The 23,608-nt window shown below is 57.5% G+C and carries 25 protein-coding genes and 4 tRNA genes; 10 read left to right on the top strand and 19 right to left on the bottom strand.

Features of this window, described 5'->3' with window-relative positions; genetic code table 11:
• Positions 1-197 precede the first annotated feature (197 nt).
• The 9 genes from AB4P91_RS15540 to AB4P91_RS15500 all read right to left on the bottom strand — a co-directional run bounded on the left by AB4P91_RS15540 (position 198) and on the right by AB4P91_RS15500 (position 7,493).
• Positions 198-470, bottom strand: coding sequence for an HU family DNA-binding protein (locus AB4P91_RS15540; RefSeq protein WP_008077714.1), 273 nt, complete (start codon positions 468-470; stop codon positions 198-200).
• 147 nt (positions 471-617) lie between these two features.
• Positions 618-3,014, bottom strand: coding sequence for an endopeptidase La (gene lon / locus AB4P91_RS15535; RefSeq protein WP_395603135.1), 2,397 nt, complete (start codon positions 3,012-3,014; stop codon positions 618-620).
• 162 nt (positions 3,015-3,176) lie between these two features.
• Positions 3,177-4,460, bottom strand: a complete 1,284-nt coding sequence (gene clpX, locus AB4P91_RS15530; RefSeq protein ID WP_003223632.1) for an ATP-dependent Clp protease ATP-binding subunit ClpX — start codon at positions 4,458-4,460, stop codon at positions 3,177-3,179.
• A gap of 113 nt (positions 4,461-4,573) precedes the next feature.
• Entirely contained in the window at positions 4,574-5,209 is a 636-nt protein-coding gene (gene clpP / locus AB4P91_RS15525; protein WP_042559948.1) for an ATP-dependent Clp endopeptidase proteolytic subunit ClpP, read from the bottom strand.
• Between the two features lie 92 nt (positions 5,210-5,301).
• Positions 5,302-6,612, bottom strand: a complete 1,311-nt coding sequence (gene tig, locus AB4P91_RS15520; protein ID WP_042559949.1) for a trigger factor — start codon at positions 6,610-6,612, stop codon at positions 5,302-5,304.
• A 402-nt stretch (positions 6,613-7,014) separates the two neighbouring features.
• Positions 7,015-7,090, bottom strand: a tRNA-His gene (locus tag AB4P91_RS15515).
• Positions 7,091-7,166: 76 nt separating this feature from the next.
• Positions 7,167-7,251, bottom strand: a tRNA-Leu gene (locus AB4P91_RS15510).
• 57 nt (positions 7,252-7,308) lie between these two features.
• Positions 7,309-7,384: transfer RNA gene (locus tag AB4P91_RS15505), tRNA-His, on the bottom strand.
• A gap of 32 nt (positions 7,385-7,416) precedes the next feature.
• Positions 7,417-7,493 (bottom strand) — tRNA-Arg (locus tag AB4P91_RS15500).
• A gap of 275 nt (positions 7,494-7,768) precedes the next feature.
• On the opposite strand from AB4P91_RS15500, the gene folD reads away from it, so the two are divergent.
• Both folD and pbpG read left to right on the top strand, forming a co-directional pair.
• Entirely contained in the window at positions 7,769-8,623 is an 855-nt protein-coding gene (gene folD / locus AB4P91_RS15495; RefSeq protein ID WP_042559951.1) for a bifunctional methylenetetrahydrofolate dehydrogenase/methenyltetrahydrofolate cyclohydrolase FolD, read from the top strand.
• 230 nt (positions 8,624-8,853) lie between these two features.
• A complete protein-coding gene (pbpG, locus tag AB4P91_RS15490) occupies positions 8,854-9,792 on the top strand; it encodes a D-alanyl-D-alanine endopeptidase (RefSeq protein ID WP_395603134.1) in 939 nt (312 codons plus the stop codon).
• A gap of 54 nt (positions 9,793-9,846) precedes the next feature.
• Here pbpG and AB4P91_RS15485 read toward each other — a convergent pair whose 3' ends face one another.
• The 3 genes from AB4P91_RS15485 to AB4P91_RS15475 form a co-directional block, all read right to left on the bottom strand.
• Positions 9,847-10,050: a hypothetical protein gene (locus AB4P91_RS15485; RefSeq protein WP_150598029.1), complete on the bottom strand. Its 204-nt coding sequence runs from the start codon at positions 10,048-10,050 to the stop codon at positions 9,847-9,849.
• 12 nt (positions 10,051-10,062) lie between these two features.
• Positions 10,063-10,269 (bottom strand): DUF6021 family protein, encoded by a 207-nt coding sequence (locus tag AB4P91_RS15480; RefSeq protein WP_150592368.1) that lies wholly within the window; start codon positions 10,267-10,269, stop codon positions 10,063-10,065.
• An 89-nt stretch (positions 10,270-10,358) separates the two neighbouring features.
• Positions 10,359-11,084 carry a peptidase C39 family protein gene (locus AB4P91_RS15475; protein WP_395603133.1) on the bottom strand — a complete coding sequence of 242 codons (726 nt, stop codon included), beginning with the start codon at positions 11,082-11,084 and terminating at the stop codon, positions 10,359-10,361.
• Between the two features lie 180 nt (positions 11,085-11,264).
• Here AB4P91_RS15475 and AB4P91_RS15470 point away from each other — a divergent pair, with 180 nt between their 5' ends.
• A complete protein-coding gene (locus AB4P91_RS15470) occupies positions 11,265-11,432 on the top strand; it encodes a hypothetical protein (RefSeq protein ID WP_191623978.1) in 168 nt (55 codons plus the stop codon).
• A 254-nt stretch (positions 11,433-11,686) separates the two neighbouring features.
• On the opposite strand, the gene AB4P91_RS15465 is transcribed toward AB4P91_RS15470, so the two are convergent.
• Positions 11,687-12,436, bottom strand: coding sequence for a TerC family protein (locus tag AB4P91_RS15465; protein WP_150598032.1), 750 nt, complete (start codon positions 12,434-12,436; stop codon positions 11,687-11,689).
• Between the two features lie 29 nt (positions 12,437-12,465).
• Positions 12,466-12,708: a hypothetical protein gene (locus AB4P91_RS15460; protein WP_150592371.1), complete on the bottom strand. Its 243-nt coding sequence runs from the start codon at positions 12,706-12,708 to the stop codon at positions 12,466-12,468.
• Between the two features lie 136 nt (positions 12,709-12,844).
• Between AB4P91_RS15460 and nhaR the strand changes: the two genes are divergently transcribed.
• Positions 12,845-13,744 (top strand): transcriptional activator NhaR, encoded by a 900-nt coding sequence (gene nhaR, locus AB4P91_RS15455; RefSeq protein WP_150598033.1) that lies wholly within the window; start codon positions 12,845-12,847, stop codon positions 13,742-13,744.
• Here nhaR and AB4P91_RS15450 read toward each other — a convergent pair.
• Complete coding sequence (locus AB4P91_RS15450) at positions 13,739-14,902, bottom strand: MFS transporter (protein WP_210703195.1); 1,164 nt, start codon at positions 14,900-14,902, stop codon at positions 13,739-13,741. The genes nhaR and AB4P91_RS15450 overlap by 6 nt on opposite strands.
• Positions 14,903-15,237: 335 nt before the next feature.
• Between AB4P91_RS15450 and sstT the strand changes: the two genes are divergently transcribed.
• Positions 15,238-16,470, top strand: a complete 1,233-nt coding sequence (sstT, locus tag AB4P91_RS15445; RefSeq protein WP_150592374.1) for a serine/threonine transporter SstT — start codon at positions 15,238-15,240, stop codon at positions 16,468-16,470.
• A 242-nt stretch (positions 16,471-16,712) separates the two neighbouring features.
• Here sstT and AB4P91_RS15440 read toward each other — a convergent pair whose 3' ends face one another.
• Complete coding sequence (locus tag AB4P91_RS15440; RefSeq protein ID WP_042560033.1) at positions 16,713-17,222, bottom strand: DUF1993 family protein; 510 nt, start codon at positions 17,220-17,222, stop codon at positions 16,713-16,715.
• A gap of 125 nt (positions 17,223-17,347) precedes the next feature.
• Between AB4P91_RS15440 and AB4P91_RS15435 the strand changes: the two genes are divergently transcribed.
• Positions 17,348-17,995, top strand: a complete 648-nt coding sequence (locus tag AB4P91_RS15435) for a YceH family protein (RefSeq protein WP_150592375.1) — start codon at positions 17,348-17,350, stop codon at positions 17,993-17,995.
• Between the two features lie 129 nt (positions 17,996-18,124).
• Here AB4P91_RS15435 and AB4P91_RS15430 read toward each other — a convergent pair whose 3' ends face one another.
• Positions 18,125-18,643: a cupin domain-containing protein gene (locus AB4P91_RS15430; RefSeq protein WP_150592376.1), complete on the bottom strand. Its 519-nt coding sequence runs from the start codon at positions 18,641-18,643 to the stop codon at positions 18,125-18,127.
• A gap of 201 nt (positions 18,644-18,844) precedes the next feature.
• Complete coding sequence (locus AB4P91_RS15425; RefSeq protein ID WP_395603132.1) at positions 18,845-19,663, bottom strand: shikimate 5-dehydrogenase; 819 nt, start codon at positions 19,661-19,663, stop codon at positions 18,845-18,847.
• Positions 19,664-19,918: 255 nt separating this feature from the next.
• Here AB4P91_RS15425 and AB4P91_RS15420 point away from each other — a divergent pair, with 255 nt between their 5' ends.
• The 3 genes from AB4P91_RS15420 to AB4P91_RS15410 all read left to right on the top strand — a co-directional run bounded on the left by AB4P91_RS15420 (position 19,919) and on the right by AB4P91_RS15410 (position 21,009).
• The gene (locus AB4P91_RS15420; protein ID WP_395603131.1) at positions 19,919-20,299 is read left to right on the top strand and encodes a hypothetical protein; all 381 of its coding nucleotides are present in this window, start codon (positions 19,919-19,921) and stop codon (positions 20,297-20,299) included.
• Positions 20,300-20,529: 230 nt separating this feature from the next.
• The gene (locus AB4P91_RS15415) at positions 20,530-20,724 is read left to right on the top strand and encodes a hypothetical protein (RefSeq protein WP_115147320.1); all 195 of its coding nucleotides are present in this window, start codon (positions 20,530-20,532) and stop codon (positions 20,722-20,724) included.
• A gap of 102 nt (positions 20,725-20,826) precedes the next feature.
• Positions 20,827-21,009, top strand: coding sequence for a hypothetical protein (locus AB4P91_RS15410; protein WP_150592379.1), 183 nt, complete (start codon positions 20,827-20,829; stop codon positions 21,007-21,009).
• On the opposite strand, the gene AB4P91_RS15405 is transcribed toward AB4P91_RS15410, so the two are convergent.
• Entirely contained in the window at positions 21,006-22,067 is a 1,062-nt protein-coding gene (locus AB4P91_RS15405) for an AI-2E family transporter (RefSeq protein WP_150592380.1), read from the bottom strand. The genes AB4P91_RS15410 and AB4P91_RS15405 overlap by 4 nt on opposite strands.
• Before the next feature lie 156 nt (positions 22,068-22,223).
• Here AB4P91_RS15405 and yegQ point away from each other — a divergent pair, with 156 nt between their 5' ends.
• Positions 22,224-23,561, top strand: a complete 1,338-nt coding sequence (yegQ, locus tag AB4P91_RS15400; protein WP_395603130.1) for a tRNA 5-hydroxyuridine modification protein YegQ — start codon at positions 22,224-22,226, stop codon at positions 23,559-23,561.
• Positions 23,562-23,608: the final 47 nt, after the last annotated feature.

Below are 23,608 nucleotides of genomic sequence, written 5' to 3'. Positions count from 1 at the left end.
TAGGCAACCGTGGAGCGTGGGTAAAATCCGGATAGAAGAAAGGCGCATCCGAGGATGCGCCTTCTCGTAACTGGCGGAGCGGACAGGGCTCGAACCCTCGATCCCGGCGTTACAGGCAGCTGTGTCAGCGACCTGCTCTACCGCTCCGCTGCCAAGTCAGGCATAACCCCGACCCGGATGGGTAAAAACCTGAAAACTTAGTTAACCGCTTCTTTCAGTGCTTTACCGGCTTTGAAACCTGGTTTTTTAGCAGCAGCAATTTGCAGCGTCTTGCCGGTCTGTGGGTTACGACCAACGCGAGCTGGACGATCAGTTACGGAGAACGTACCGAAACCAACCAGAACTACGGAGTCGCCAGCCTTGAGAGCGCCAGTGACGGATTCGATTACAGCGTCCAGCGCACGGCCAGCAGCAGCTTTCGGGATATCAGCGGATGCAGCGATAGCATCAATCAGTTCCGACTTGTTCACTCTAAGTCCCCTTATATCTATTTTGAGATGATTCTAAGTTTTTTGGTGAAAGCAAAAACGAGTGCTGGATGGCCTACAAACACTTAAGAGCCGCTTTATAACAAGGGCTCTAAAAAGCTGTCAAGGAAGCCACCCAGTCAAAAACGATTAATGCGTGCTAACTCTTTCCTTAGAGTCAGACTCACGTTTTTCATCCTTGGCAACTATCTCCGGAGCCACATCCGGCAAGGGCTCCGGCGCGTATTGCAGCGCAATTTGCAGGACCTCGTCAATCCATTTAACCGGTTTAATCTGCAGATCCTGCTTGATATTGTCAGGAATCTCCTTCAGATCGCGCACGTTCTCTTCCGGAATAATCACAATCTTGATTCCGCCGCGGTGTGCTGCCAGCAGTTTTTCCTTCAGACCGCCGATTGCCAGTACCTGACCACGCAATGTGATTTCGCCCGTCATGGCGACATCCGCGCGCACCGGAATGCCAGTCAATGCAGACACCAATGCCGTGCACATGCCCACACCGGCGCTAGGGCCGTCCTTCGGGGTAGCCCCTTCCGGCATGTGAATATGCGTGTCGCGCTTCTCGTGGAAGTCCAGAGGAATGCCCAGGCTCTTGGCACGGCTGCGCACAACAGTCAGGGCAGCAGTGATCGATTCGACCATTACATCGCCCAGCGAGCCCGTCTTGATCAGCTGACCTTTACCCGGTACGACAGCGGCTTCGATGGTCAACAATTCGCCGCCAACCTGCGTCCAAGCAAGGCCGGTGACCTGACCGATCTGATCCTGCTGCTCGGCCAGACCATAGCGGAACTTGCGCACACCAAGGAAGTGTTCCAGCAGCTCAGCTGTCACTTTCACCGAGAAGCGTTTTTCCATCGCATGCTCTTTCACCGCCTTGCGGCAGACCTTGGCGATCTGACGTTCGAGGCCACGCACACCGGCTTCACGGGTGTAATAACGAATGATGTCGCGGATGGCTTCGGCGTCGAATTCCAGTTCACCTTTCTTCAGACCGTTCGCGGTGATCTGCTTAGGCGACAGGTATTTGACCGCGATGTTGATCTTCTCGTCTTCGGTGTAGCCCGGCAGACGGATGACTTCCATCCGGTCGAGCAGCGCCGGCGGGATGTTCATCGAGTTCGAGGTGCACAGGAACATCACATCCGAAAGATCGTAATCGACTTCCAGATAGTGGTCGTTGAAGTTGTGGTTCTGCTCCGGATCGAGCACTTCCAGCAGCGCAGATGCCGGATCGCCACGCATGTCGCTGCCCATTTTGTCGATTTCATCGAGCAGGAACAGCGGGTTACGGACGCCCACCTTTGTCATCTTTTGAATCAATCTTCCCGGCATCGAACCGATGTAAGTCCGGCGGTGACCGCGAATTTCGGCTTCGTCACGCACGCCACCCAGGGCCATGCGCACAAACTTGCGGTTGGTGGCATGAGCAATCGACTCCGCCAACGAGGTTTTACCCACGCCAGGAGGACCGACCAGGCACAACACCGGGCCACGGATTTTCTTCACGCGCTTTTGCACGGCGAGGTATTCAAGGATCCGTTCCTTGACCTCTTCGAGGCCGTAGTGATCGGCATCGAGAATGTCTTCTGCACGAGCCAGGTCCAGACGCACCTTGCTCTGTGCCTTCCACGGCACCTGCACCAGCCAGTCGATGTACGAGCGCACCACGGTGGCCTCGGCGGACATCGGCGACATTTGCTTGAGCTTGTTCAGCTCGGCAGTGGCTTTGGCCAACGCGTCCTTCGGCAAACCCGCAGCGTCGATACGCTTTTTCAGGTCTTCGATTTCGTTGTGGCCTTCATCGCTGTCGCCAAGTTCTTTCTGAATGGCCTTCATCTGCTCATTCAGGTAGTACTCGCGCTGACTGCGCTCCATCTGCTTTTTGACGCGACCACGAATGCGTTTTTCGACCTGCAGCAGATCAATTTCGGCGTCCAGCAACGCCAGGACGTGCTCAACCCGCGCCGACAAATCGACGATTTCGAGAATTTCCTGCTTCTGCTCGATCTTCAGCGCCATGTGTGCAGCCATGGTATCGACCAGGCGGCCCGGCTCATCAATACTGTTGAGCGAAGACAGGACTTCAGCCGGGACTTTTTTGCCCAGCTGTACATATTGTTCAAACTGCGAGAGCAGCGTGCGCACGAACACTTCGGATTCGCGCTCGACAGCCTCGACTTCTTCGATCAGCGAGACTTCGGCGCGGCAGTGCCCGTCGACTTCACTGAAGCGTTCAACGGTACCGCGCTGCTCACCCTCGACCAGCACCTTTACGGTGCCGTCAGGCAGCTTGAGCAGTTGCAGAACGGTAGCGATGGTACCTACGCGATAGAGAGCGTCTTCACCGGGATCATCATCAGCCGGGTTTCTCTGGGCCAGCAACAGAATCTGCTTGTCGCCCGTCATCGCAGCTTCGAGGGCTTCGATGGACTTCTCGCGCCCCACGAACAGCGGGATAACCATGTGCGGATAAACCACGACATCACGCAATGGCAAGAGAGGCAATTCGATGGTTGTCTTCATGATTTCGCCTCTACGGCGGCCATATGGCCGTAATCAGATGGAATTAAGCTTGAAACCAAGATGGGGGCTGCCTTGAAAAAAAACAAGCGCAAAGCGGATGTAAAAAACGACATAAAAAAAAGAGGCCCGAAGGCCCCTTCTTTATTCCGGCAGAGTGGACGCTTACGCGTCCGGCGCTGCCTTGGCAGTCGGCTCACTGTTTTCGTAGATATACAGTGGCTTGGACTTGCCCTCGATCACACTTTCATCGATCACGACTTTGCTCACCTCGGACTGCGAAGGGATTTCATACATCGTGTCGAGCAGCACACCTTCCAGAATCGAACGCAGGCCACGAGCACCGGTTTTACGTTCCAGGGCACGTTTAGCCACTGATTTCAGTGCATCGGTGCGGAATTCCAGATCGACGCCTTCCATCTCGAACAGCTTGGCATACTGTTTGGTCAGCGCATTTTTCGGCTCGGTGAGGATCTGCATCAGCGCAGCCTCATCCAGCTCGTCCAGCGTCGCGAGGACCGGCAGACGACCGACGAACTCCGGGATCAGACCGAACTTGACCAGATCGTCAGGCTCGACTTCACGCAGGGATTCACCGACTTTCTTGCCTTCTTCCTTGCTGCGCACTTCTGCGTTGAAACCGATGCCACCCTTGGTGGAACGGTTCTGGATGACCTTCTCGAGACCCGAGAACGCGCCACCGCAGATGAACAGGATGTTACGGGTGTCGACCTGCAGGAACTCCTGCTGCGGATGCTTGCGACCACCTTGCGGCGGTACGGAAGCGACCGTGCCTTCGATCAACTTGAGCAAGGCCTGCTGCACGCCTTCACCGGAAACGTCCCGGGTGATCGACGGGTTGTCGGACTTGCGGGAAATCTTGTCGATTTCGTCGATATAGACAATACCCATCTGGGCTTTCTCTACGTCGTAATCGCACTTCTGCAGCAGTTTCTGAATGATGTTCTCGACATCTTCGCCCACGTAACCAGCCTCGGTAAGGGTGGTGGCGTCGGCGATCGTGAACGGAACGTTCAGCAAGCGGGCCAGCGTTTCGGCCAGCAGGGTTTTACCGGAGCCTGTCGGGCCGATCAGCAGGATGTTGCTCTTGCCGAGTTCGACGTCGTCAGCCTTTTTGTCACGCTGGTTAAGGCGCTTGTAGTGGTTGTACACCGCTACGGCCAGAACCTTTTTTGCACGCTCCTGACCAATGACGTACTGGTCAAGGATGCCGCTGATTTCTTTAGGCGAAGGCAATTTATGCGCGCTGCTTTCGGCCTGGGCTTCCTGCACCTCCTCGCGGATGATGTCATTGCACAGGTCGACGCACTCGTCGCAGATAAAGACCGAGGGGCCGGCAATCAATTTGCGCACTTCATGCTGGCTTTTGCCACAGAAGGAGCAATAGAGCAGCTTGCCGTTGTCCTCGCCGTTGCGGGTGTCAGTCATTCGTTCGATCCAAATCCGATAGGCTTGCAACACAAGATGAAGGCTATTGCGGGCTTTTTCAAGCCCGCCGCTGATCAGACCAGCCGACCATGCCTATTTTGAGCTGCTTATTTTTACGCTGGGCGCTGGTTGATCACTTCGTCGATCAAGCCATATGCCTTCGCAGCTTCTGCACTCATGAAGTTATCGCGGTTGGTATCGCGCTCGATTTCTTCCAGAGTGTGACCGCTGTGCTTGGCCATCAACGTGTTCAGACGTTCGCGAATGAAGAGGATTTCCTTGGCATGGATTTCGATATCCGATGCCTGGCCCTGGAAACCGCCCAGTGGCTGGTGAATCATCACACGCGAGTTCGGCAGGCAGAACCGCTTGCCTGGTGCACCTGCGGTCAGCAGGAATGCGCCCATGCTGCAAGCCTGGCCGATGCAAGTGGTCGACACGTTGGGTTTGATGAACTGCATGGTGTCGTAGATCGACATGCCCGCTGTCACCGAACCGCCCGGGGAGTTGATATAGAGATGGATGTCCTTGTCCGGGTTTTCCGCTTCAAGGAACAGCAGTTGCGCGCAAATCAGGTTGGCCATGTAGTCCTCTACCGGACCAACCAGAAAGATCACTCGCTCCTTGAGCAGGCGCGAGTAGATGTCATAGGCGCGTTCGCCACGAGCAGATTGCTCGACAACCATCGGAACCAGGCCGCCTGCGGCCTGGATATCAGAGTTCTGCTGAATATACGAATTACGGAACATGCTCTGCAGTCACTCCCAAATAGTTATGTCTTGAATACGCATAAGCCAGCTCGAGAGCTGGCTTATGTGAGCACTTCTTAACGCAAAAACAATCAGTCGGCTGTTGGAGCTTCTACCGGCTTGACCGCTTCTTCGTAAGAGACCGATTTGTCGGTCACGCTAGCTTTCTGCAGAACAGTATCCACAACTTGCTCTTCCAGCACAACCGAACGAACTTCGTTCAGTTGCTGGTCGTTCTTGTAGTACCAGGACACAACCTGCTCAGGTTCCTGGTAAGCAGAAGCCATTTCCTGAATCATTTCACGTACGCGGGCTTCGTCAGGCTTGAGGTCGAACTGCTTGACCACTTCAGCCACGATCAGACCCAGCACGACGCGGCGCTTGGCTTGCTCTTCGAACAGCTCGGCCGGCAGTTGGTCAGGCTTGATGTTGCCACCGAACTGCTGAACAGCCTGCACGCGCAGACGGTCGACTTCGTTGGACAGCAGAGCCTTTGGCACTTCAATCGGGTTGGTGGCCAGCAGACCGTCCATTACCTGATTCTTGACCTTGGATTTGATCGCCTGACGCAGTTCACGCTCCATGTTCTTGCGAACTTCGGTGCGGAAACCGTCGATGCCGCTTTCCTTGATGCCGAATTGAGCGAAGAACTCTTCGTTCAGCTCAGGCAGCTTTGGTTCGGAAACGGTGTTTACAGTCACGGTGAACTCGGCGGTTTTGCCAGCTAGGTCCAGGTTCTGATAGTCCTCTGGGAAGGTCAGGTTCAGAACGCGCTCTTCGCCCGCCTTAGCGCCAACCAGGCCATCTTCGAAGCCCGGGATCATGCGGCCGGAACCCAGTACCAACTGAGTGCCTTTGGCGGAGCCGCCAGCAAACACTTCGCCGTCGACCTTGCCAACGAAATCGATGTTCAGTTGGTCTTCGTTCTGGGCAGCGCGATCGGCCACTTCAAAACGGGTGTTCTGCTTGCGCAGGATGTCGAGCATTTTGTCCAGGTCAGCGTCAGCCACGTCAGCGCTCAGGCGCTCAACGGTGATGCCTTCGAAACCAGCAACGGTGAACTCAGGGAACACTTCGAATACGGCAACGTATTCCAGATCCTTGCCAGCTTCGAGCGACTTGGGCTCGATTGCAGGCGAACCAGCCGGGTTCAGCTTCTGCTCGACCACAGCTTCGTAGAAGGAGGACTGGATGACATCACCAACAGCTTCCTGACGAGCATCAGCACCGAAACGGCGCTTGATTTCGCTCATTGGCACTTTGCCTGGACGGAAGCCAGCAATCTTGGCCTTTTGGGCAGTCTGCTGCAGACGCTTGTTGACCTGGCTCTCAATGCGCTCAGCCGGCACGGTGACGCTCATGCGGCGCTCAAGAGCAGTAGTATTTTCAACAGAAACTTGCATGGATATTCCTCGTTGCACAGACGTTAGCCGGCCGTTTCCGACCCCAGAATCAAGGGCATGCATTCTAGTGGGTCAAACTCAAGAAGTCACCCTACTGAAAACGGGTAAAAAAACAGCAGGCAATTTATAGGGGCCGATGCACGGATGCGTCGCGCCCCCGAGGCGAATACAACCAATCACGCCAGGGCTCTGCGCCGACCCCTTCTATATATAGAAGCGGCGACCAATGAGTCCCTGACGGCCGACCTTGCAAGCAAGCTCGACGAGCAGCACAGCATCATCGAGCAACATAAATTCGACGAAGCGCCCTGCCCTTGCGACTCGAAACCGGCAATTGCCGACTTTTCAAATCGCTAAAACAAAAAAGGCGCCAGACTGTTAAATCTGGCGCCTTTCGAAATATGGGGTGGACGATGGGGATCGAACCCACGACAACGGGAGTCACAATCCCGTGCTCTACCAACTGAGCTACGCCCACCATATTGCGTAACAAAAAAGCCAAACAACTTCTTTGTTGAACCTCACCAGCCCAAAGGCATGAATGAAGCTTTAATTGGTGCGGATGAAGAGACTCGAACTCTTACGCCTCGCGGCGCTGGAACCTAAATCCAGTGTGTCTACCAATTCCACCACATCCGCGGATGAAGCTTTTAAAACAAAAACGCCAGACCGTTAAATCTGGCGCTTTTCGAAATATGGGGTGGACGATGGGGATCGAACCCACGACAACGGGAGTCACAATCCCGTGCTCTACCAACTGAGCTACGCCCACCATATCGCGTTACTTGTGCCAAAGCTGCCTAATGGCGCACCCGGCAGGACTCGAACCTGCGACCATCCGCTTAGAAGGCGGATGCTCTATCCAGCTGAGCTACGGGCGCCTTATTAATCTGTACTCTTAAAGGACTACAAACTAAGTGCTTTCCAGTGCCACGGAACGTTGATTCCGCTTTACCTTCTTAACCAGTGCTAGGCTGTGCCCGACAAGTGCGACGAATAGTATAGAGCGCTCCAAAGGTCGTCAAATCCTTTTTGAAAAAAATTCATTTAATTAAAGGAGTTAGGGGAATTTGCTGACCAAGCGCCTTTGCCCTCACCGCCCGACATGCGAGAATGCGTTCTCTTTTTTTCCCCTCTCGATGGTTAATCACGCGCAATGACTGCACAACTAATCGACGGCAAATCGATCGCCGCCAGCCTGCGCCAGCAGATCGCCAAACGAGTTGCCGAGCGTCGCCAGCAAGGCCTGCGCACTCCCGGCCTCGCGGTGATCCTGGTCGGCAGCGATCCTGCCTCTCAGGTTTATGTCTCGCACAAGCGTAAAGACTGTGAAGAGGTCGGCTTCCTCTCGCAAGCCTACGACCTGCCCTCTGACACCACTCAGCAAGCGCTGACCGATCTGGTCGACCGTCTTAACGACGATCCGGCCATCGACGGCATTCTGCTGCAGTTACCGCTGCCCGAGCATCTGGACGCCTCCAAATTACTGGAGCGCATCCGCCCGGACAAAGACGTAGACGGTTTCCATCCTTATAACGTCGGCCGTCTGGCCCAGCGCATCCCGCTGCTGCGCCCATGCACGCCAAAAGGCATCATTACCTTGCTGGAAAGCACCGGTGCTGATCTTTATGGCATGGATGCGGTAGTTGTCGGTGCCTCCAACATCGTGGGTCGACCGATGGCAATGGAACTGCTGCTGGCCGGTTGCACCGTGACCGTGACACACCGCTTCACCAAGGATCTGGCCGGCCACGTTGGCCGTGCCGATCTGGTGGTCGTGGCCGCCGGCAAGCCGGGCCTGGTCAAGGGCGAGTGGATCAAGGAAGGCGCGATCGTGATCGACGTCGGCATCAACCGTCAGGAAGACGGCAAACTGGTCGGTGACGTTGTCTACGAAACCGCCCTGCCCCGCGCCGGCTGGATCACTCCAGTGCCGGGCGGCGTTGGCCCGATGACTCGCGCCTGCCTCCTCGAAAACACTCTCTACGCGGCAGAAACCCTGCACGCTTAAGTCGGTTTCTTCGCAATATGGGAACCCCGCCTCGTGCGGGGTTTTTCATGGGTGAGAAAAAACACTCACCGTTCGCCGGAAACCCCTCTTTTTACAGGTCTTTTCACGAGATTTTCAGGTCGTCCAAACAACCATCGACAGATCTTCAGCCATACTTCTAGAATGCGACGCTTTGAAGAAATAACCCGTTACAAACTAACGGAATATCCAACTTTTATGAGTTCGCCCGCGTGAAAATTCGTCTTTCGATTCTGAGCCTGTTTTTTGCATTTACAGGCACATTCATCACGCCAACGATCAACGCTGCGGAAACCACCGCTGCCCCACGTGACGCTTCGAAACTGAAGATCGCTTCCGGCAGCGCCCTGCTCATGGATATGCAGACCAACAAAGTCATCTACTCCAGCAATCCTGACGTGATCGTTCCGATCGCTTCGGTCAGCAAGCTGATGACTGGACTGGTAGTGGTTGAAGCCCGACAGAACATGGACGAATGGATCAATGTCGATATCAGCAGCACGCCGGAAATGAGAGGCGTGTTCTCCCGAGTCAAACTGAAGAGTGAACTGCCGCGCCGCGAAATGCTGCTGATCGCCCTGATGTCTTCGGAAAACCGCGCGGCTGCAAGCCTGGCGCATCACTACCCGGGGGGTTACGCAGCGTTTATCGCGGCGATGAATGCCAAGGCAAAAGCACTGGGCATGACCAGCACTCACTTTGTCGAGCCGACCGGCCTGTCGCCGCGCAACGTATCTACCGCGCGTGACTTGAGCAAATTGCTGATAGCGGCGCACAAACAACCGCTGCTTGTTCAGTTGACCACCACCAAGGAAAAAACCGTAGCGTTCCGCAAACCCAGCTACACCTTGGGTTTTCGTAACACCGACCATTTGGTGAACAAGGACAACTGGAACATCAAGATTACCAAGACTGGTTTCACCAATCAGGCCGGGCATTGTCTGGTGCTGGTGACGAGTATGGGCAATCGTCAGGTGGCGCTGGTGATTCTTGACGCATTCGGCAAATACACGCATTTTGCCGATGCCAGCCGTATCCGTAGCTGGGTTGAGACGGGCAAGAGCGCCGACGTTCCAGCGGTGGCTCAACAATACAAGGCCGATAAAAACCTCAAGAGCCGCCAAAGCGGGGTGGTTGAAGCCTCCAAGTAAAAGCTACCCAAACAAAAAGCCCCGAATCTTCGGGGCTTTTTTCATTTACGCGCCTCAGTCGTTAGGCAACGGCATCTTGTCATCGTCAGGAATGCCATCTCCCTTGCTGATATCCGGCGCAAGCCCAGGAGCCACCAAGGGCCGGGCCATTGGGTCGCGCATCGGGCTGTCCGGATCGAGCACTGGATCAACGCCCTCTTCAGGCGTCGTCGGGACGCTGTCAGGCTTTTGGTCATCGAAGCTTGAATCGGTACTCATACGCACCTCACATCAAGGTTTCAGATCGGCTAAAGGATCGTAAGGTTTGGCCGGTTTCTTTTCTTCTTCACCGGGCTCCACATCCAGCGGTGCCTTGGCGGGCCCTACAGGATCAACCTGTGGATCGGCGACATCCGGCGAATCCGGGTCGAACCCCAGGTCATCGCCTGAGGAATGCTCGGAAGAATGCGGGCCTTGCGTGGATCGAGAATCTGTCATGTCGCCTCCTTGTTTACCCGTGAACAACGGGTTGTCATCTTCAGAGGCCTGCCGGGCTCAGTCGTGCCCGGCAAATGACGAACGGAGACTCAGTGCGCGGCCAGTGCGTTGCGCGCTTGCGTCGCTTCGGCTTCCTGACCGGCCTGGGACAACTCGTCGGCAGCCTTGAGCCAGCGCTGACGATCCACGTCCGCAGGAATCCGCGCAGGTTTCTGGATCAGGATGGCCCAGCCGCCAGACGTTTCGAAGGCCGATTCAAAAGCGCTGAAGCTCATCAGCTCGCGACGGTTCATGCCCGCGCGCAGCAGCACTTTCTGCATATTGCGGTCGTAACCGGAAAGAATCGCGTAACGCGGCTCAGCCCAGAATGCCGAACCTTCGCTGAACCGCACCATCACCGGGAACCCTGCTGCAACCTGGGTCAACAAGGCCGGCAAGCTCTTGTCCAGCGGATACACAACCATGCCGTATTCGCGGGCCAAGTTCTGGATATTCTGTTGCAGCTTGTCCTCGGCACCCGGCAGGTGCAGCGGTTTTTCCAGCAACCCCGGCGTGATCACGATGCCTTGCTGCGACAACAGACTGGCCAACACCTGCGGGCCGCTTTGATTGGCTTCACCCCGATAGAACGTGCCGCTCAACTCGACCCGCTCCGGCAGTCGCTTGATCTGCGGCGCAACAGTACTCGCACACCCGACCATCACGGCCGCGCATCCGGCCACTAGCAGAGCCGTACGAATTCGAGAAAATACCTGCACCTTTGTCACTCTCTGTTCAGACGCCGGTCGTCGTGTTCCGGCAAGGTCAAGGATCATAGGACGCCGCAAGGCTGCGGTATAGCCTTAAACCGCAGACACCTCGATTGCATAGAGCAAACTGATTGGTCACCACCGACCTTTGGTCAATAGCTTGAAACACCGCAGTGACTAGACTGTCACTGAGACAGAGCGAACTGAAAAAGTGGGCGCCCGATGCAGGGCAAAGAGGAGGCACTGATGAGCCTGACCATGACTATTGTAATGTTGATTGCCGGCTGGCTGGCTGTGGCCACCGCCATGCTTTGGGGGGTGCTGCGAATTGCGCGGCGCCATCATCATCCTGTCCAAACCACGCTGGTGGAGAAGGCAGAAGAGCAACGCGTACGCCACGCAACGGCGCATTAGAGCGAAAAGCCCCTCATGGCCCTCACCCGGGGGCAGAGCAAACTGACGGGATTGTTCTTTCAAGATCCGCCGACCTGAAAGCCTGAGTCGACCTCATGTTTTGCAAAGCCCGAAAGTCGGCGCCCTCTCCTCGGGAGAGGGCTGTGCGAGCGGCGCTGCGATGAGGGGCGAGTTCTGATAGACATCACCAATCTCTAGTCGAAAAAAAACCGCCTGAACTCCCGGAGTTCAAGCGGCCTTTTGTCTTTCAGCTATTACGCCTGCGCAGCGAGCTTCTTCTGCTTGGCACGACGCGACAGCATGTTCAGCACTTCAATCCCGGCCGAGAACGCCATGGCCGCATACACATAACCTTTCGGTACGTGGGCGCCGAAGCCTTCGGCGATCAACGTCATGCCGATCATGATCAGGAAGCCCAAGGCCAACATCACTACCGTCGGGTTGTCGTTGATGAACTTGGCCAGCGGATCAGCTGCCAACAACATCACCAGGACCGACACGACCACCGCGATGATCATGATAGGCAAGTGTTCGGTCATGCCGACCGCAGTGATGATGCTGTCGATCGAGAACACCATGTCGAGCAACAGGATCTGGCCGATAGCCGCAGCAAAGCCCAGCGTGACAGTCGAGGTGGCCGACTTCGGGTCTTCCGGCGCCGGGTCCATGCTGTGATGGATCTCGGTCGTGGCTTTCCAGACCAGGAACAGACCACCGGCAATCAGGATCATGTCCTTCCAGGAGAAAGCCTGGCCGAGGATGTCGATCACCGGCTCAGTCAACTGCACGATGAACGCGATGGTGCTCAACAGCGCCAGACGCAAGATCAACGCCATGCCGATACCGATGCGCCGCGCCTTCTGGCGGTGCTGCTCAGGCAACTTGTTGGTCAGGATCGAAATGAAGATCAGGTTATCGATGCCGAGCACGATCTCCATCACGACCAGTGTGGCCAAGGCAACCCAGGCGGTGGGGCTGGCGGCGAGTTCTAACAGATATTCCATGGGTCAGTCCTGACTCTGTGTAAGACGATTTAGATAGTCTTGGAGGAAGATTCGGAAGTTTCCGAGTCTTTTTCCGATGGTTCTTTTTTCTCGATCAACCCGCCAGTGGCGTCGCTGATTGCTTGCTCGGCAGCCCTGTGGGTGTCGTCGATGGCTTGCTTGGCGCTTTCGGCTGCTTTGCCCATCAACTGCTGAGCGCTTTTCTCGGCCTGATCGCAACCGGTCAGAACCAGTAAAGACGTAAACATCAACATGGGGAATGTGTATTTCATGAGGTTTCCTTCGAATAATCAGTCAGGGTCACAGACCGACCCTCGATGGCTGGGCATTCTAGGGAGCCGAACACTTCAGGAAAATTCGTATTTTTAGCGGCTATACTTCGGGTTTTACGAACTGATGGAGCCGCCAATGCTCAATTACCGACAACTGCATTATTTCTGGGTGGTCGCCAAGACCGGCAGCATCGTGCGGGCCTGCGAGCAACTGAACCTGACGCCACAGACCATCAGCGGGCAGATTTCCCTGCTCGAGCACACGTACGGCATTGAATTGTTCAGACGGGTTGGCCGGCAACTGGAACTCACCGAGGCCGGGCGTCAGGCCTTGCCCTACGCCGAGCAGATGTTCCAACTGGGCGGCGAACTGGAGCTGATGCTGCGCGCCCAGCCCAATGAACAACAGATCCTGTTCCGGGTGGGCGTCGCCGATGTGGTGCCCAAGTCCATCGTCTATCGCCTGATCGCGCCGACCATGGAGCTGAACGAGCCGCTGCGCATTACCTGCCGCGAAGACAAACTCGAGCGATTGCTGGCGGACCTGGCGATCCAGCGCCTGGATCTGGTGATCTCCGACAGCCCGATGCCCTCGCATCTCGACATCAAGGGCTACAGCCAGAAACTCGGTGAGTGCGGGATCAGCTTCTTCGCGACCGCCGAACTGGCTGCGCGTTACGGTCAGGATTTTCCGCGCAGTCTGCACGGCGCCCCCCTGTTGATTCCCGGACCGGAAACCGTGGTGCGCAGTCGGTTGCAGCGCTGGTTTGCCGAGCAGCAGATCCAGCCACAAATCGTCGGCGAGTTCGATGACAGCGCCTTGATGCAGGCCTTCGGCCAATCGGGCAGCGGGATTTTTATCGGCCCCAGCGTGATTGCCGAGGAAGTGAAGCGCCAGTACGGCGTTCAGCTGATCGGCCAGACCGACGCGGTGACCGAGTCGTTCTATGCCATATCCGTGGAGCGCAAGGTCAAGCACCCCGGCATCGTTGCGATTACCGAAGGTGCCCGACGCGAGCTGTTTACCGCGTTATGAACCCTGGGCGCAGACGTCGCGCGGCTTGAGCGTCATCAGCACCATGGCGAGGAACACCGACAGCAGAATGAACCCTGCGGCGGCAAACCCGAGGAAGCCCAGACCTGCGCTGTCGATGACCCGGCCGCCGACCATCGCGCCCAGACCGATTCCCAGGTTGGCCCCGGCGATGTTCAGCGATGCGGCGAAGGCCGGCGCCTCCGGCGCGGCTTTCATCAGGCGCACATGGCTGACCAGGAACAACGCCGCCTGAGTCACGCCCCAGATCCCCATCGCAACCGTCAAACCCAGCGGCGAATGAATGTTCGGCACCAGCGACACCATGCCGGCAATCATGAACGCACAGAACAACACCGACGCCCCCAACGGATGGCGGTCCACTGCACGACCACCCAACGAGTTGCCGATCAAGCCGACCGCGCCGAAGCCCATCAGGCACCAGCCGACCACCGTGCCGTTGAAACCGGCGAGGCGTTCAAGGATGTCGGCCAGATAGGTGTAAACGGTGAACATGCCGCTGAACACCAGAATCGACAACACGACGTGGCCGATCATCAGCGGGCTGCGCAAGATCTTGAACTGCGAGCTGAAGCTGACCTGATGCTGGTGCAGATCGGTTTTCGGCAGATACACAAACAGCAGCAATGCCTTGGCAAAGGCGATCACCGCCAGAATGCCGAACGCGCTGCGCCAGCCGAACGCATCGGATATCAAGGTGCCGACCGGAATACCGAACACCGTGGCGCAGACAATGCCGAAGCCGATCTTGGCGATGGCTCGACCGGCAAAGTCCGGGCCGACGATGTCCACCGCCGTCTCGCTGGCCAGCGCCCAGAACACCGGCAGCCCCAGCGCCGGGATCAACCGGGCAATCGCCATCACCCAGATATTGGGCGCCAATGCGGCCACGGTATTGGCCAGACCAAACATGATCAGGATGCTGATAAACAGCTTGCGCCGCTCGAAGCGAGCGAAATACGCGGTCAAGAATGGGCCGAACATCGCCACGGTAAAAGCGAATAGAGTCACCAGCAGACCGGCCTGCGGAATGGTGACTTCAAGGTCTCGGGCAATCGCCGGTAGCAGGCCGACGATAACGAATTCCGTGGTCAGCACCGTGAAACCGGCGGCGGACAACAGAAGGATGGGCAACAGCATGGGAAACTCCAACGAAACGACGACACCAGCGATGACCGGAAGGCCCGCTGGCAGAACTTTAAAATGAGGATGCGCGATCTTAACAGAGTGTGTCCGGACTGACTTGCACAAACCTGTCTATCTTGCTGACAGATCGGGTGGCAGATCGTCACATGCCTGAAGGATAAGGCCTACGCTGTGATAAAGTCCGCGCCCTGAAAAACGTACACCCGTTCAGCGGCCTGTTTAAGGACGTTGAATTTGCGTCAACACTTTCGCTGCGTGGTGGGGGTCTGCCCTGGTTTTGTCACCGCCTCACGCAACCTTGTACCCAATAAAAAAACAGAGATGCCGTCATGACCGCTTCATCCCCTTCTCTATTGCAACGCTTGAAAAACCTGAGCCTGGTCACGCAGATCGTGATCGGCCTGATTGCCGGCATCGTCCTGGCGATGTTCGCGCCGGAAGCGGCGAAGTCGACGGCGTTTATCGGCAAGGTGTTCGTTTCAGCATTGAAAGCCGTGGCGCCGATTCTGGTGTTCGTGCTGGTCATGGCGTCGATTGCCAACCACAAGCACGGCCAGGAAACCCACATCCGTCCAATTCTGTTCCTTTACCTGCTGGGCACGTTTGCGGCGGCGGTGGTTGCCGTGGTCGCGAGCATGGCGTTCCCGTCGAATCTGGTACTGGCCACCGAGAACGTTGCGGTAACGGCGCCGGGCGGTATCGGTGAAGTGCTGCAAAGCCTGCTGCTGAGCGTGGTGGATAACCCCGTGAGCGCGCTGATGAACGCCAACTTCATCGGCATTCTGGCCTGGGCGATCGGCATGGGCATCGCGATTCGCCATGCCGGCGACACTACCCGCGAAGTGCTGGGTGATCTGTCCAACGGTGTCACGGTAATCGTGCGCGTGGTGATTCGCTTCGCTCCACTGGGGATCTTCGGCCTGGTCGCTTCGACGCTGGCCACGTCCGGTTTCGGTGCGCTGTTGGGTTATGCGCACCTGCTGGCGGTGCTGCTGGGCTGCATGCTGTTCGTGGCGCTGGTGATGAATCCGCTGATCGTGTTCTGGAAGCTGCGTCGCAACCCGTATCCGCTGACCCTCAAGTGCCTGCGCGAAAGCGGCATCACTGCATTCTTCACCCGCAGTTCGGCGGCGAACATTCCGGTCAACCTGGAATTGAGCAAGCGTCTGGGCCTGCACGAAGACACGTACTCGGTATCGATCCCGCTGGGGGCGACGATCAACATGGCAGGCGCGGCAATCACCATCACCGTGCTGACCCTGGCCGCCGTGCACACACTGGGCATCGTCGTGGATATTCCTACGGCGATCCTGCTGAGTGTGGTGGCCGCGATCTGCGCCTGCGGCGCTTCGGGTGTGGCCGGTGGCTCGCTGTTGCTGATCCCGCTGGCGTGCAGCCTGTTTGGCATTCCAAGCGAGATCGCCATGCAGGTGGTTGCGGTAGGGTTCATCATCGGTGTACTGCAGGATTCCGCCGAGACCGCGCTGAACTCCTCCACCGACGTGCTGTTTACCGCAGCGGCGTGCCTGGGTGAGGAAGAGAAAGCTCGCCGCACCGCGTAATTACGCTGCGATAAAAAAGCCCGCCAACGTGTGAACCTTGGCGGGCTTTTTTGTGGCTGAAATCGCGCCCCCCCTCACCCCAACCCTCTCCCCCATGGGGGGCGAGGGGGAAAGGGAGCTGATCTTTGTCGCTTCCGATCCAGAGTTCGACTTGATATCTCACGTCTACGTATCTCGACCAATCAGCTCGGTCAGTCCCCTCTCCCTCCGGGAGGGGGTTAGGGTGAGGGGCTCTTGGCGATTTAGAACGCGCCCATGTAATCGCGTTTACCCACTTCAACACCGTTGTGACGCAGCAAGGCGTAAGTGGTGGTGACGTGGAAGAAGAATTGCGGCAGACCGTAGGTCAGCAGGTAGGACTGGCCACTGAAGCGCTTCTCTTTCGGCGTGCCTGGACGGGTAACGATTTCGATGCCTTCCTTGCCATCGATCTGCTCAGGCTTGATCTCGCCGATGAAGGCCAGGACCTTGGCGATCAGGGCTTGCAGCTCGGCGAAGGTGGTTTCGCTGTCGTCGTACTTCGGCAGTTCGACTTCAGCCAGACGCGCGGAAACACCTTTGGCGAAGTCCACGGCAATCTGCACCTGACGGGTCAGCGGGAACATGTCCGGGTACAGACGCGCTTGCAGGAAGGCGTTCGGGTCGATGTTTTTCTCGGTGGCGTGGGCTTCAGCCTTTTTCAGGACATCGCTCAGGGCGTTGAGCATTTGTTGAAAAACCGGGACGGATGCGGCGTACAGGGAAATGGTCATGGCAGTCTCGTGTAGTGGCTGGGTGGAACATGGGGGCGATTATAGCCATGCTTGATGACCACACGGCTTGCCTTTTGTTTGGCAAGGATTACGCTAGGCGCCTTCGACTGCTGAGGGAACGCGCGATGACCACCGAATCAGAATCCACCTTCGACGAGCCACGGCTTAACGCCACGGAAATCCGTATCCTCGGTTCGTTGATCGAGAAACAGGCCACCAGCCCGGAAACCTATCCGTTGACCCTCAACGCACTGGTCACCGCCTGCAATCAGAAAACCAGCCGTGAACCGGTGATGAACCTGACTCAGGGCCAGGTTGGCCAGAGCCTGCGCGCTTTGGAAGGTCGCGGTTTTGCCAAGCTGGTCATGGGCAGTCGTGCCGACCGCTGGGAGCACAAGGTCGACAAGGCGCTGGAACTGGTGCCGGCGCAGGTGATTCTGACGGGACTGCTGTTTCTGCGCGGCCCGCAAACCATCAACGAACTGCTGACCCGCAGCGGGCGCATGCATGATTTCGAAGATGCCGAGCAGGTACTGCATCAGCTGGAGCGCCTGATTGCTCGCGGGCTGGCGGTGTTGATTCCACGTCAGTCCGGACAGCGCGAAGATCGTTACACCCATGCGCTGGGTGATCCGGCGGATATCGAGGTCATTCTGGCGGCGCGGCACAATCCTCAGGAGCGCGGCGCGGCTAGCGGTGTTTCGGTGGAGCGTATCGAAGAGCTTGAAGCACGGATTGCGGCGCTGGAAGAGCGTCTGGCGCGCCTCGAATAAATACCGCAAATCACTGTGGGAGCGAGCTTGCTCGCGAAGAGGCCGTGTCAGTCACAACCTCTTTGAATGACACACCGTCTTCGCGAGCAGCTCGCTCCCACAGCTTATGCATCGGACCGCACCTTTGTGTTATTCCCCATCCCAGTAATCCACCCCATCCGACTGTCGCGCCACAGCGACAAAGCCTGACGCATTGCCTTCGGCATCGACCGTGAAATTGTCCATCACTGCGTATTTATTCGAATCCGGGTATTCGCAAATATCCGGCTGCTGCTGAGTGCTGACTGCCAGATAGCGCAGTTCGCCCGCGCTGGTATTGATGATCTGATGCGCCATCTCCGGGCCGCCCGGCGGACAGGCAATCACATCTCCTTCTCGGATCGGGAATCGCTCGGCGCCCAGACGCACTTCGCCTTCCCCGGCCACCACGTAGAACATTTCCTCATTGACCCGATGGCTGTGAAACGGGCTGCCGCGCATGCCCGGTGGCAGTGCATACAGGCGATAGCCGAGTTTCTGTGCACCGAGTTGCTGGCCAATCCGCGCTGAGCGTTGCTGGTAACGTGCGGCGGTTTCGCCCTCCGGAGACAGGGCTTCGGGCAGCGGTTGGAGTTCGACCTGATGCAGATTGAGAATGCGCGGGGGCATGCTGACCTCGGTTTTTGTGGGTGGGCAAGTCTGTGCTTGCTGGCCAAGCAGTATAGGCAACCCGATACACCGCAGAGACTTCATCGCTGGCAAGCCAGCTCCCACATTGGGTCTTGGTGATACCCAGGTATTGTGTTCACCGGAGATCCCTGTGGGAGCTGGCTTGCCAGCGATGGGGCCAGCTCACTCACCGCATCACTTTCAGCTACGCGCAAACTCCACCGCCGCCTGAAATTGCTCTTCGGTCGGCCGCACCCCGGTATAAAGCACAAACTGCTCCAGCGCCTGGATCGCAATCACCTCCAGTCCGGTGATCACTCGTTTGCCTTCAGCCCGTCCGCGCACGATCAGCGGCGTTTCCGACGGAATCGCCACCACATCAAACACCGTCTCCGCCGCTTTGATCACCTCAGGCTCAAACGCCAGTTGCCCTGCTTCCGGGCCACCGTCCATCCCGACCGGCGTGACGTTGATCAGCATCTGCGGCCGTTCATCACCCAGCTCTGCCTGCCAGCGATAGCCCAGCGAATCCGCGAGTGCACGCCCGGCACGTTCGTTACGGGCGACGATCAAGCCGTTTTTGTAGCCACCATCGCGCAGTGCACTGGCCACAGCCTTGGCCATGCCGCCGCTGCCGCGTAGTGCGAAGGTCGATTCCTTCGGCACCGCGTGGGTTTCCAGCAGTTGTGCGATGGCAATGTAGTCGGTGTTGTAAGCCTTGAGATGGCCATGGGTGTTGACGATGGTATTGATCGACTGAATCGCCGCCGCCGACGCGTCCAGCTCATCGACCAGCGCAATGCTGGCCTCCTTGAACGGCATCGACACGCCGCAACCACGGATGCCCAGCGCGCGAATCCCACTGACCGCGCCGGTCAGGTCCTTGCTGGCGAAAGCCTTGTAGTAGAAATTCAGGCCCAACTGCTCATACAAATGGTTATGAAAACGCAGACCGAAATTACCCGGCCGGCCGGACAGGGACATGCACAGCTGGGTGTCTTTGTTCGGGTTCATCTGCATGAAACTTCTCCTTCAAACGCACTTTCGGATGGACGGGATTAGCCAGCCCATCGGGTTCTGTTCGATCATATCGGCGTGTCTGTACGCGATGGCGTTAGCGCTGCACGTCCGGTAAAGAAAACCGTACAGACCTTACACAAAATTTACCTGGCGGCTGTGCTGAATTTCAAAAAAACGCTGTCTTAGAAGTATCCCCGCGACGACTGCGGGCCTGGTGCAGGCCCTGCCGCCGGGTCGAAGAACCGAGGAGTTATCATGATTCGTAAACTCTCCATCATGGCAATGTTGATTGGCGCACTCGCAGTCACAGGACAGGCAGAAGCCGGTGGCGGCCATGGCTGGCAGGGCCCTGCGGTGTTTGGCGCGATCGTCGGCTCGGCCATCATCGGCTCGGCGCTGATCAATCAGGATCGACCGGTGTATGTCCAGCAACAACCGGTTTACGTTCAGCCACAACCGGTTTACGTGCAACAGCCGCCCCCACCGGTTTATTACCAACCGGCACCGGTGTATGTGCAGCAACCGGTCTATATCCAGCAGGCGCCCGTCTATTACGGGCCGCCTCGCGGTTATTACGGTCGGCTACACGGTTACTACGACCGGCCACACGGTTACTACGGTGGCCCACGCTGGTAACCGAAATACAGAGCCCCGCTTTAATAGCGGGGCTTTTTTGTGACCGTCGGTCGGCCAGCGTCTGAAAAAATCTCGCCAAGGTCGCTGTGAGGACAGTTTCAACAGCTAAAGTCGGCATGATGGATTTGACCGTTGGGGCTAAAACATACAACGGTCATTTATTTGTCATGACGGAACCGCAAGCTGAATCCGTCCGTAAACAACAGGTTGATAACAACAAGGACGACTCCATGCCCACACAAAATCCGCACCGCATCGTCGGCTTGTGCACCTCCAGCAAGGTGTATAGCGCGCTGACCGAGCTCAAGCACCTGGAAGGCCACCGCTGCGCCAAGTTTCTTTCGCTGCTGGCCGAGAACCTTGTGCACAAAGGCCTGCTCAATGAGCGCGAAGTGATGCAGATGCTTGATCAAGTGGTCGATTGAAACAGCCCTCACTGTTATCAATGACCACTATCGAAAGCGTTGATTGTCCCTGAGAACGCCGAGTCCCTAAGGTAGCGCCATCGATTGATGGAGGTCCTTGTCATGGCTCAGGTTCAAATCATGTCCGTTATTGGCAGCGCCGTTCCCGCCTCACTCAGAGAGCTGGGATTGCTCGCCTGTTGGTATCTGGTGCGTGACGGCGAGCCGATCAGCGGCCCGCTCACGTCCTTGCCGGCAGCGCAGGCACTGTCGCAACAGGTCGCCGGCGCGCGGTTCCACGTTTAAGGCAACTGCACCTTGGGTTTGGTCTCGATGAACAGCGCCCAGCTGGACATGAACAGCGCGGCAATCAACGGCCCGATCACAAACCCGTTCAAGCCGAACACCGCCAGACCGCCCAGGGTCGAGATCAGGATCAGGTAGTCGGGCATGCGCGTGTCCTTGCCAACCAGAATCGGGCGCAGCACGTTATCGACCAGCCCGATCACGAAAATGCCGAACAGGCCGAGCACGACACCCTGCCAGATCATGTTGCTGAGCAGGAAATAAACCGCCACCGGTGCCCAGACGATCCCGGCTCCGACCGCGGGCAACAGCGACAGAAACGCCATCAATACCGCCCACAGCAACGCGCTGGGGATGTCGAGAAACCAGAAGATTGCGCCGCCCAGCGCACCTTGCGTGACCGCGACCACCAGGTTGCCCTTCACCGTTGCCCGCACCACGCGGTTGAACTTCAGCTGCAGGCGTCGCTTGTGACTCTCTTCCAGCGGTACGGCGGTGCGTATCTTGCGCGCCAGTTCCGGGCCGTCACGCAGAAAGAAGAACAGCAGATAAAGCATGATGAAGAAACTCACCACGAACTCGAACGTGCCCTGGCCAAAACTGAACGCCTGACTCGCCAGTACCTGGCTGCCCTGCATCGCTGACTTGACGATTTTCTCGCGCAAGCCGTTCAGCTCGCCCATGCCGAAACGGTCCAGCAAATGCTGGAAGTACGGCGGCAGGCTGTGCTTGAACTGCGCCAGATAAGCCGCGACATCCAGCTCGCCACTCTCGATGTTCTTGTAGACCATCGCCCCTTCCTGGACCAGCAACACACTGATGATGATCACGGGCAAAATCGCAATCACCAGGCAGACGCTCAACGTGAACAGCGATGTCAGGTTGCGCTGCCAGCCGTATCTGGCCTGCAACCGGCGCTGCATCGGCGCAAACAGAATGCCGAGGATCACCGCCCAGAACACCGCGCCATAGAACGGCAACAGAATCCAGATAAAGGCCACCGTCACCAGCACCAACAGCACCGTGAGGGATTTGAATTGAATACTTTTTTGGTTCATGTCCAGTCCATGTCAGTCAGGCGCCATGCACGCCAGCGCAACTTAGTCAGCCGCCGCCCGCGCGAGTGCCATCTTTATTCAAGGAGCATAGATCCAGATCAGTAAACCCTGGAGACAACCGCACTACCCTGCCGCGCTTTTGCGAGCGCTGCCGCCATGACTCCGACCTCCACTCCCGCCGCCCCCGAACTGCTCGCCCCCGCCGGCACCCTGAAAAACATGCGTTACGCCTTCGCCTACGGTGCCGATGCGGTTTACGCCGGCCAGCCGCGCTACAGCCTGCGGGTGCGCAACAATGAGTTCGATCACGGCAATCTGGCGCTGGGCATTCGTGAAGCACAGGCGCAGGGCAAGCGCTTCTACGTGGTGGTCAACATCGCGCCGCACAATGCCAAGTTGAAAACCTTTCTCAAGGATCTGGCGCCGGTCATCGAGATGGCGCCAGACGCACTGATCATGTCTGACCCGGGGCTGATCATGCTGGTGCGCCGGCATTTCCCGCAGATGCCGATCCACCTTTCAGTGCAGGCCAACACGGTGAACTGGGCGAGCGTCGAGTTCTGGCAGCAACAGGGTCTGAGCCGGATCATCCTGTCCCGCGAATTGTCGCTGGAAGAAATCGGCGAAATCCGCGAGCAGGTGCCGGGCATGGAGCTGGAGGTGTTCGTTCACGGTGCGCTGTGCATGGCCTATTCCGGACGCTGTCTGCTCTCGGGTTACATGAACAAACGTGACGCCAATCAGGGCACCTGCACCAACGCCTGCCGCTGGAAATACTCGGCGCAGGAGGCCACGGAGAATCAGCTGGGCGAGATCGTCCAGACCTTCCAGCCCGAGCCAACCCTGGGCCTCGGCGCGCCGACCGATCAGGTGTTTCTGCTGCAGGAAGCCAATCGCCCTGACGAATTGATGCCCGCCTTCGAAGACGAGCACGGCACCTACATCATGAACGCCAAGGATCTGCGCGCGGTACAGCACGTCGAGCGCCTGACCCGCATGGGCGTGCATTCACTGAAAATCGAGGGCCGGACCAAATCGCACTTTTACTGCGCGCGCACCACGCAGGTGTATCGCCGGGCTATTGATGATGCGGTGGCTGGGCGAGAGTTCGATCGCAGCCTGATGAGCGATCTGGAATCACTGGCCCAGCGCGGCTACACCGAGGGTTTCCTGCGCCGCCATGTGCATGACGAGTACCAGAATTATCTGCATGGCAGCTCGGTGTCGGAGCGACAGCAGTTTGTCGGGGAGTTGACCGGTGAGCGGCGTGACGGATTGGCCGAGGTCAAGGTGAAGAACCGTTTTGCGTTGGGTGATCATCTGGAATTGATGACGCCCGAGGGCAACTTTCATTTTGATTTGCAGGAGTTGCGCAACCTCAAGGGTGAAGCTGTCGAGGTGGCGCCGGGGGATGGGCACACGGTGTATGTGCCGATTCCGGATGGGGTGGATTTGCGCTTCGGGTTGTTGATGCGGGATGTGGCGAATGCTTGAAAGGCCTTCACCCTGGCCCTCTCCCAGGGGGAGAGGGCCAGGGTGAG

The sequence above is a fragment of the Pseudomonas sp. B21128 genome (assembly GCF_044218865.1).
GTDB lineage: Bacteria > Pseudomonadota > Gammaproteobacteria > Pseudomonadales > Pseudomonadaceae > Aquipseudomonas > Aquipseudomonas iridis.
This window is presented reverse-complemented; position numbering and strand designations above follow the sequence as displayed.

Bases quoted from the DNA above. Each gene is read 5' to 3' on its own strand.
- lon (WP_395603135.1), bottom strand. From the start codon at position 3,014: ATGAAGACAACCATCGAATTGCCTCTCTTGCCATTGCGTGATGTCGTG.
- clpX (WP_003223632.1), bottom strand. From the start codon at position 4,460: ATGACTGACACCCGCAACGGCGAGGACAACGGCAAGCTGCTCTATTGC.
- clpP (WP_042559948.1), bottom strand. From the start codon at position 5,209: ATGTTCCGTAATTCGTATATTCAGCAGAACTCTGATATCCAGGCCGCA.
- tig (WP_042559949.1), bottom strand. From the start codon at position 6,612: ATGCAAGTTTCTGTTGAAAATACTACTGCTCTTGAGCGCCGCATGAGC.
- folD (WP_042559951.1), top strand. From the start codon at position 7,769: ATGACTGCACAACTAATCGACGGCAAATCGATCGCCGCCAGCCTGCGC.
- AB4P91_RS15485 (WP_150598029.1), bottom strand. From the start codon at position 10,050: ATGAGTACCGATTCAAGCTTCGATGACCAAAAGCCTGACAGCGTCCCG.
- AB4P91_RS15480 (WP_150592368.1), bottom strand. From the start codon at position 10,269: ATGACAGATTCTCGATCCACGCAAGGCCCGCATTCTTCCGAGCATTCC.
- AB4P91_RS15475 (WP_395603133.1), bottom strand. From the start codon at position 11,084: ATGATCCTTGACCTTGCCGGAACACGACGACCGGCGTCTGAACAGAGA.
- AB4P91_RS15470 (WP_191623978.1), top strand. From the start codon at position 11,265: ATGAGCCTGACCATGACTATTGTAATGTTGATTGCCGGCTGGCTGGCT.
- AB4P91_RS15465 (WP_150598032.1), bottom strand. From the start codon at position 12,436: ATGGAATATCTGTTAGAACTCGCCGCCAGCCCCACCGCCTGGGTTGCC.
- AB4P91_RS15460 (WP_150592371.1), bottom strand. From the start codon at position 12,708: ATGAAATACACATTCCCCATGTTGATGTTTACGTCTTTACTGGTTCTG.
- nhaR (WP_150598033.1), top strand. From the start codon at position 12,845: ATGCTCAATTACCGACAACTGCATTATTTCTGGGTGGTCGCCAAGACC.
- AB4P91_RS15450 (WP_210703195.1), bottom strand. From the start codon at position 14,902: ATGCTGTTGCCCATCCTTCTGTTGTCCGCCGCCGGTTTCACGGTGCTG.
- sstT (WP_150592374.1), top strand. From the start codon at position 15,238: ATGACCGCTTCATCCCCTTCTCTATTGCAACGCTTGAAAAACCTGAGC.
- AB4P91_RS15440 (WP_042560033.1), bottom strand. From the start codon at position 17,222: ATGACCATTTCCCTGTACGCCGCATCCGTCCCGGTTTTTCAACAAATG.
- AB4P91_RS15435 (WP_150592375.1), top strand. From the start codon at position 17,348: ATGACCACCGAATCAGAATCCACCTTCGACGAGCCACGGCTTAACGCC.
- AB4P91_RS15430 (WP_150592376.1), bottom strand. From the start codon at position 18,643: ATGCCCCCGCGCATTCTCAATCTGCATCAGGTCGAACTCCAACCGCTG.
- AB4P91_RS15425 (WP_395603132.1), bottom strand. From the start codon at position 19,663: ATGCAGATGAACCCGAACAAAGACACCCAGCTGTGCATGTCCCTGTCC.
- AB4P91_RS15420 (WP_395603131.1), top strand. From the start codon at position 19,919: ATGATTCGTAAACTCTCCATCATGGCAATGTTGATTGGCGCACTCGCA.
- AB4P91_RS15415 (WP_115147320.1), top strand. From the start codon at position 20,530: ATGCCCACACAAAATCCGCACCGCATCGTCGGCTTGTGCACCTCCAGC.
- AB4P91_RS15410 (WP_150592379.1), top strand. From the start codon at position 20,827: ATGGCTCAGGTTCAAATCATGTCCGTTATTGGCAGCGCCGTTCCCGCC.
- AB4P91_RS15405 (WP_150592380.1), bottom strand. From the start codon at position 22,067: ATGAACCAAAAAAGTATTCAATTCAAATCCCTCACGGTGCTGTTGGTG.
- yegQ (WP_395603130.1), top strand. From the start codon at position 22,224: ATGACTCCGACCTCCACTCCCGCCGCCCCCGAACTGCTCGCCCCCGCC.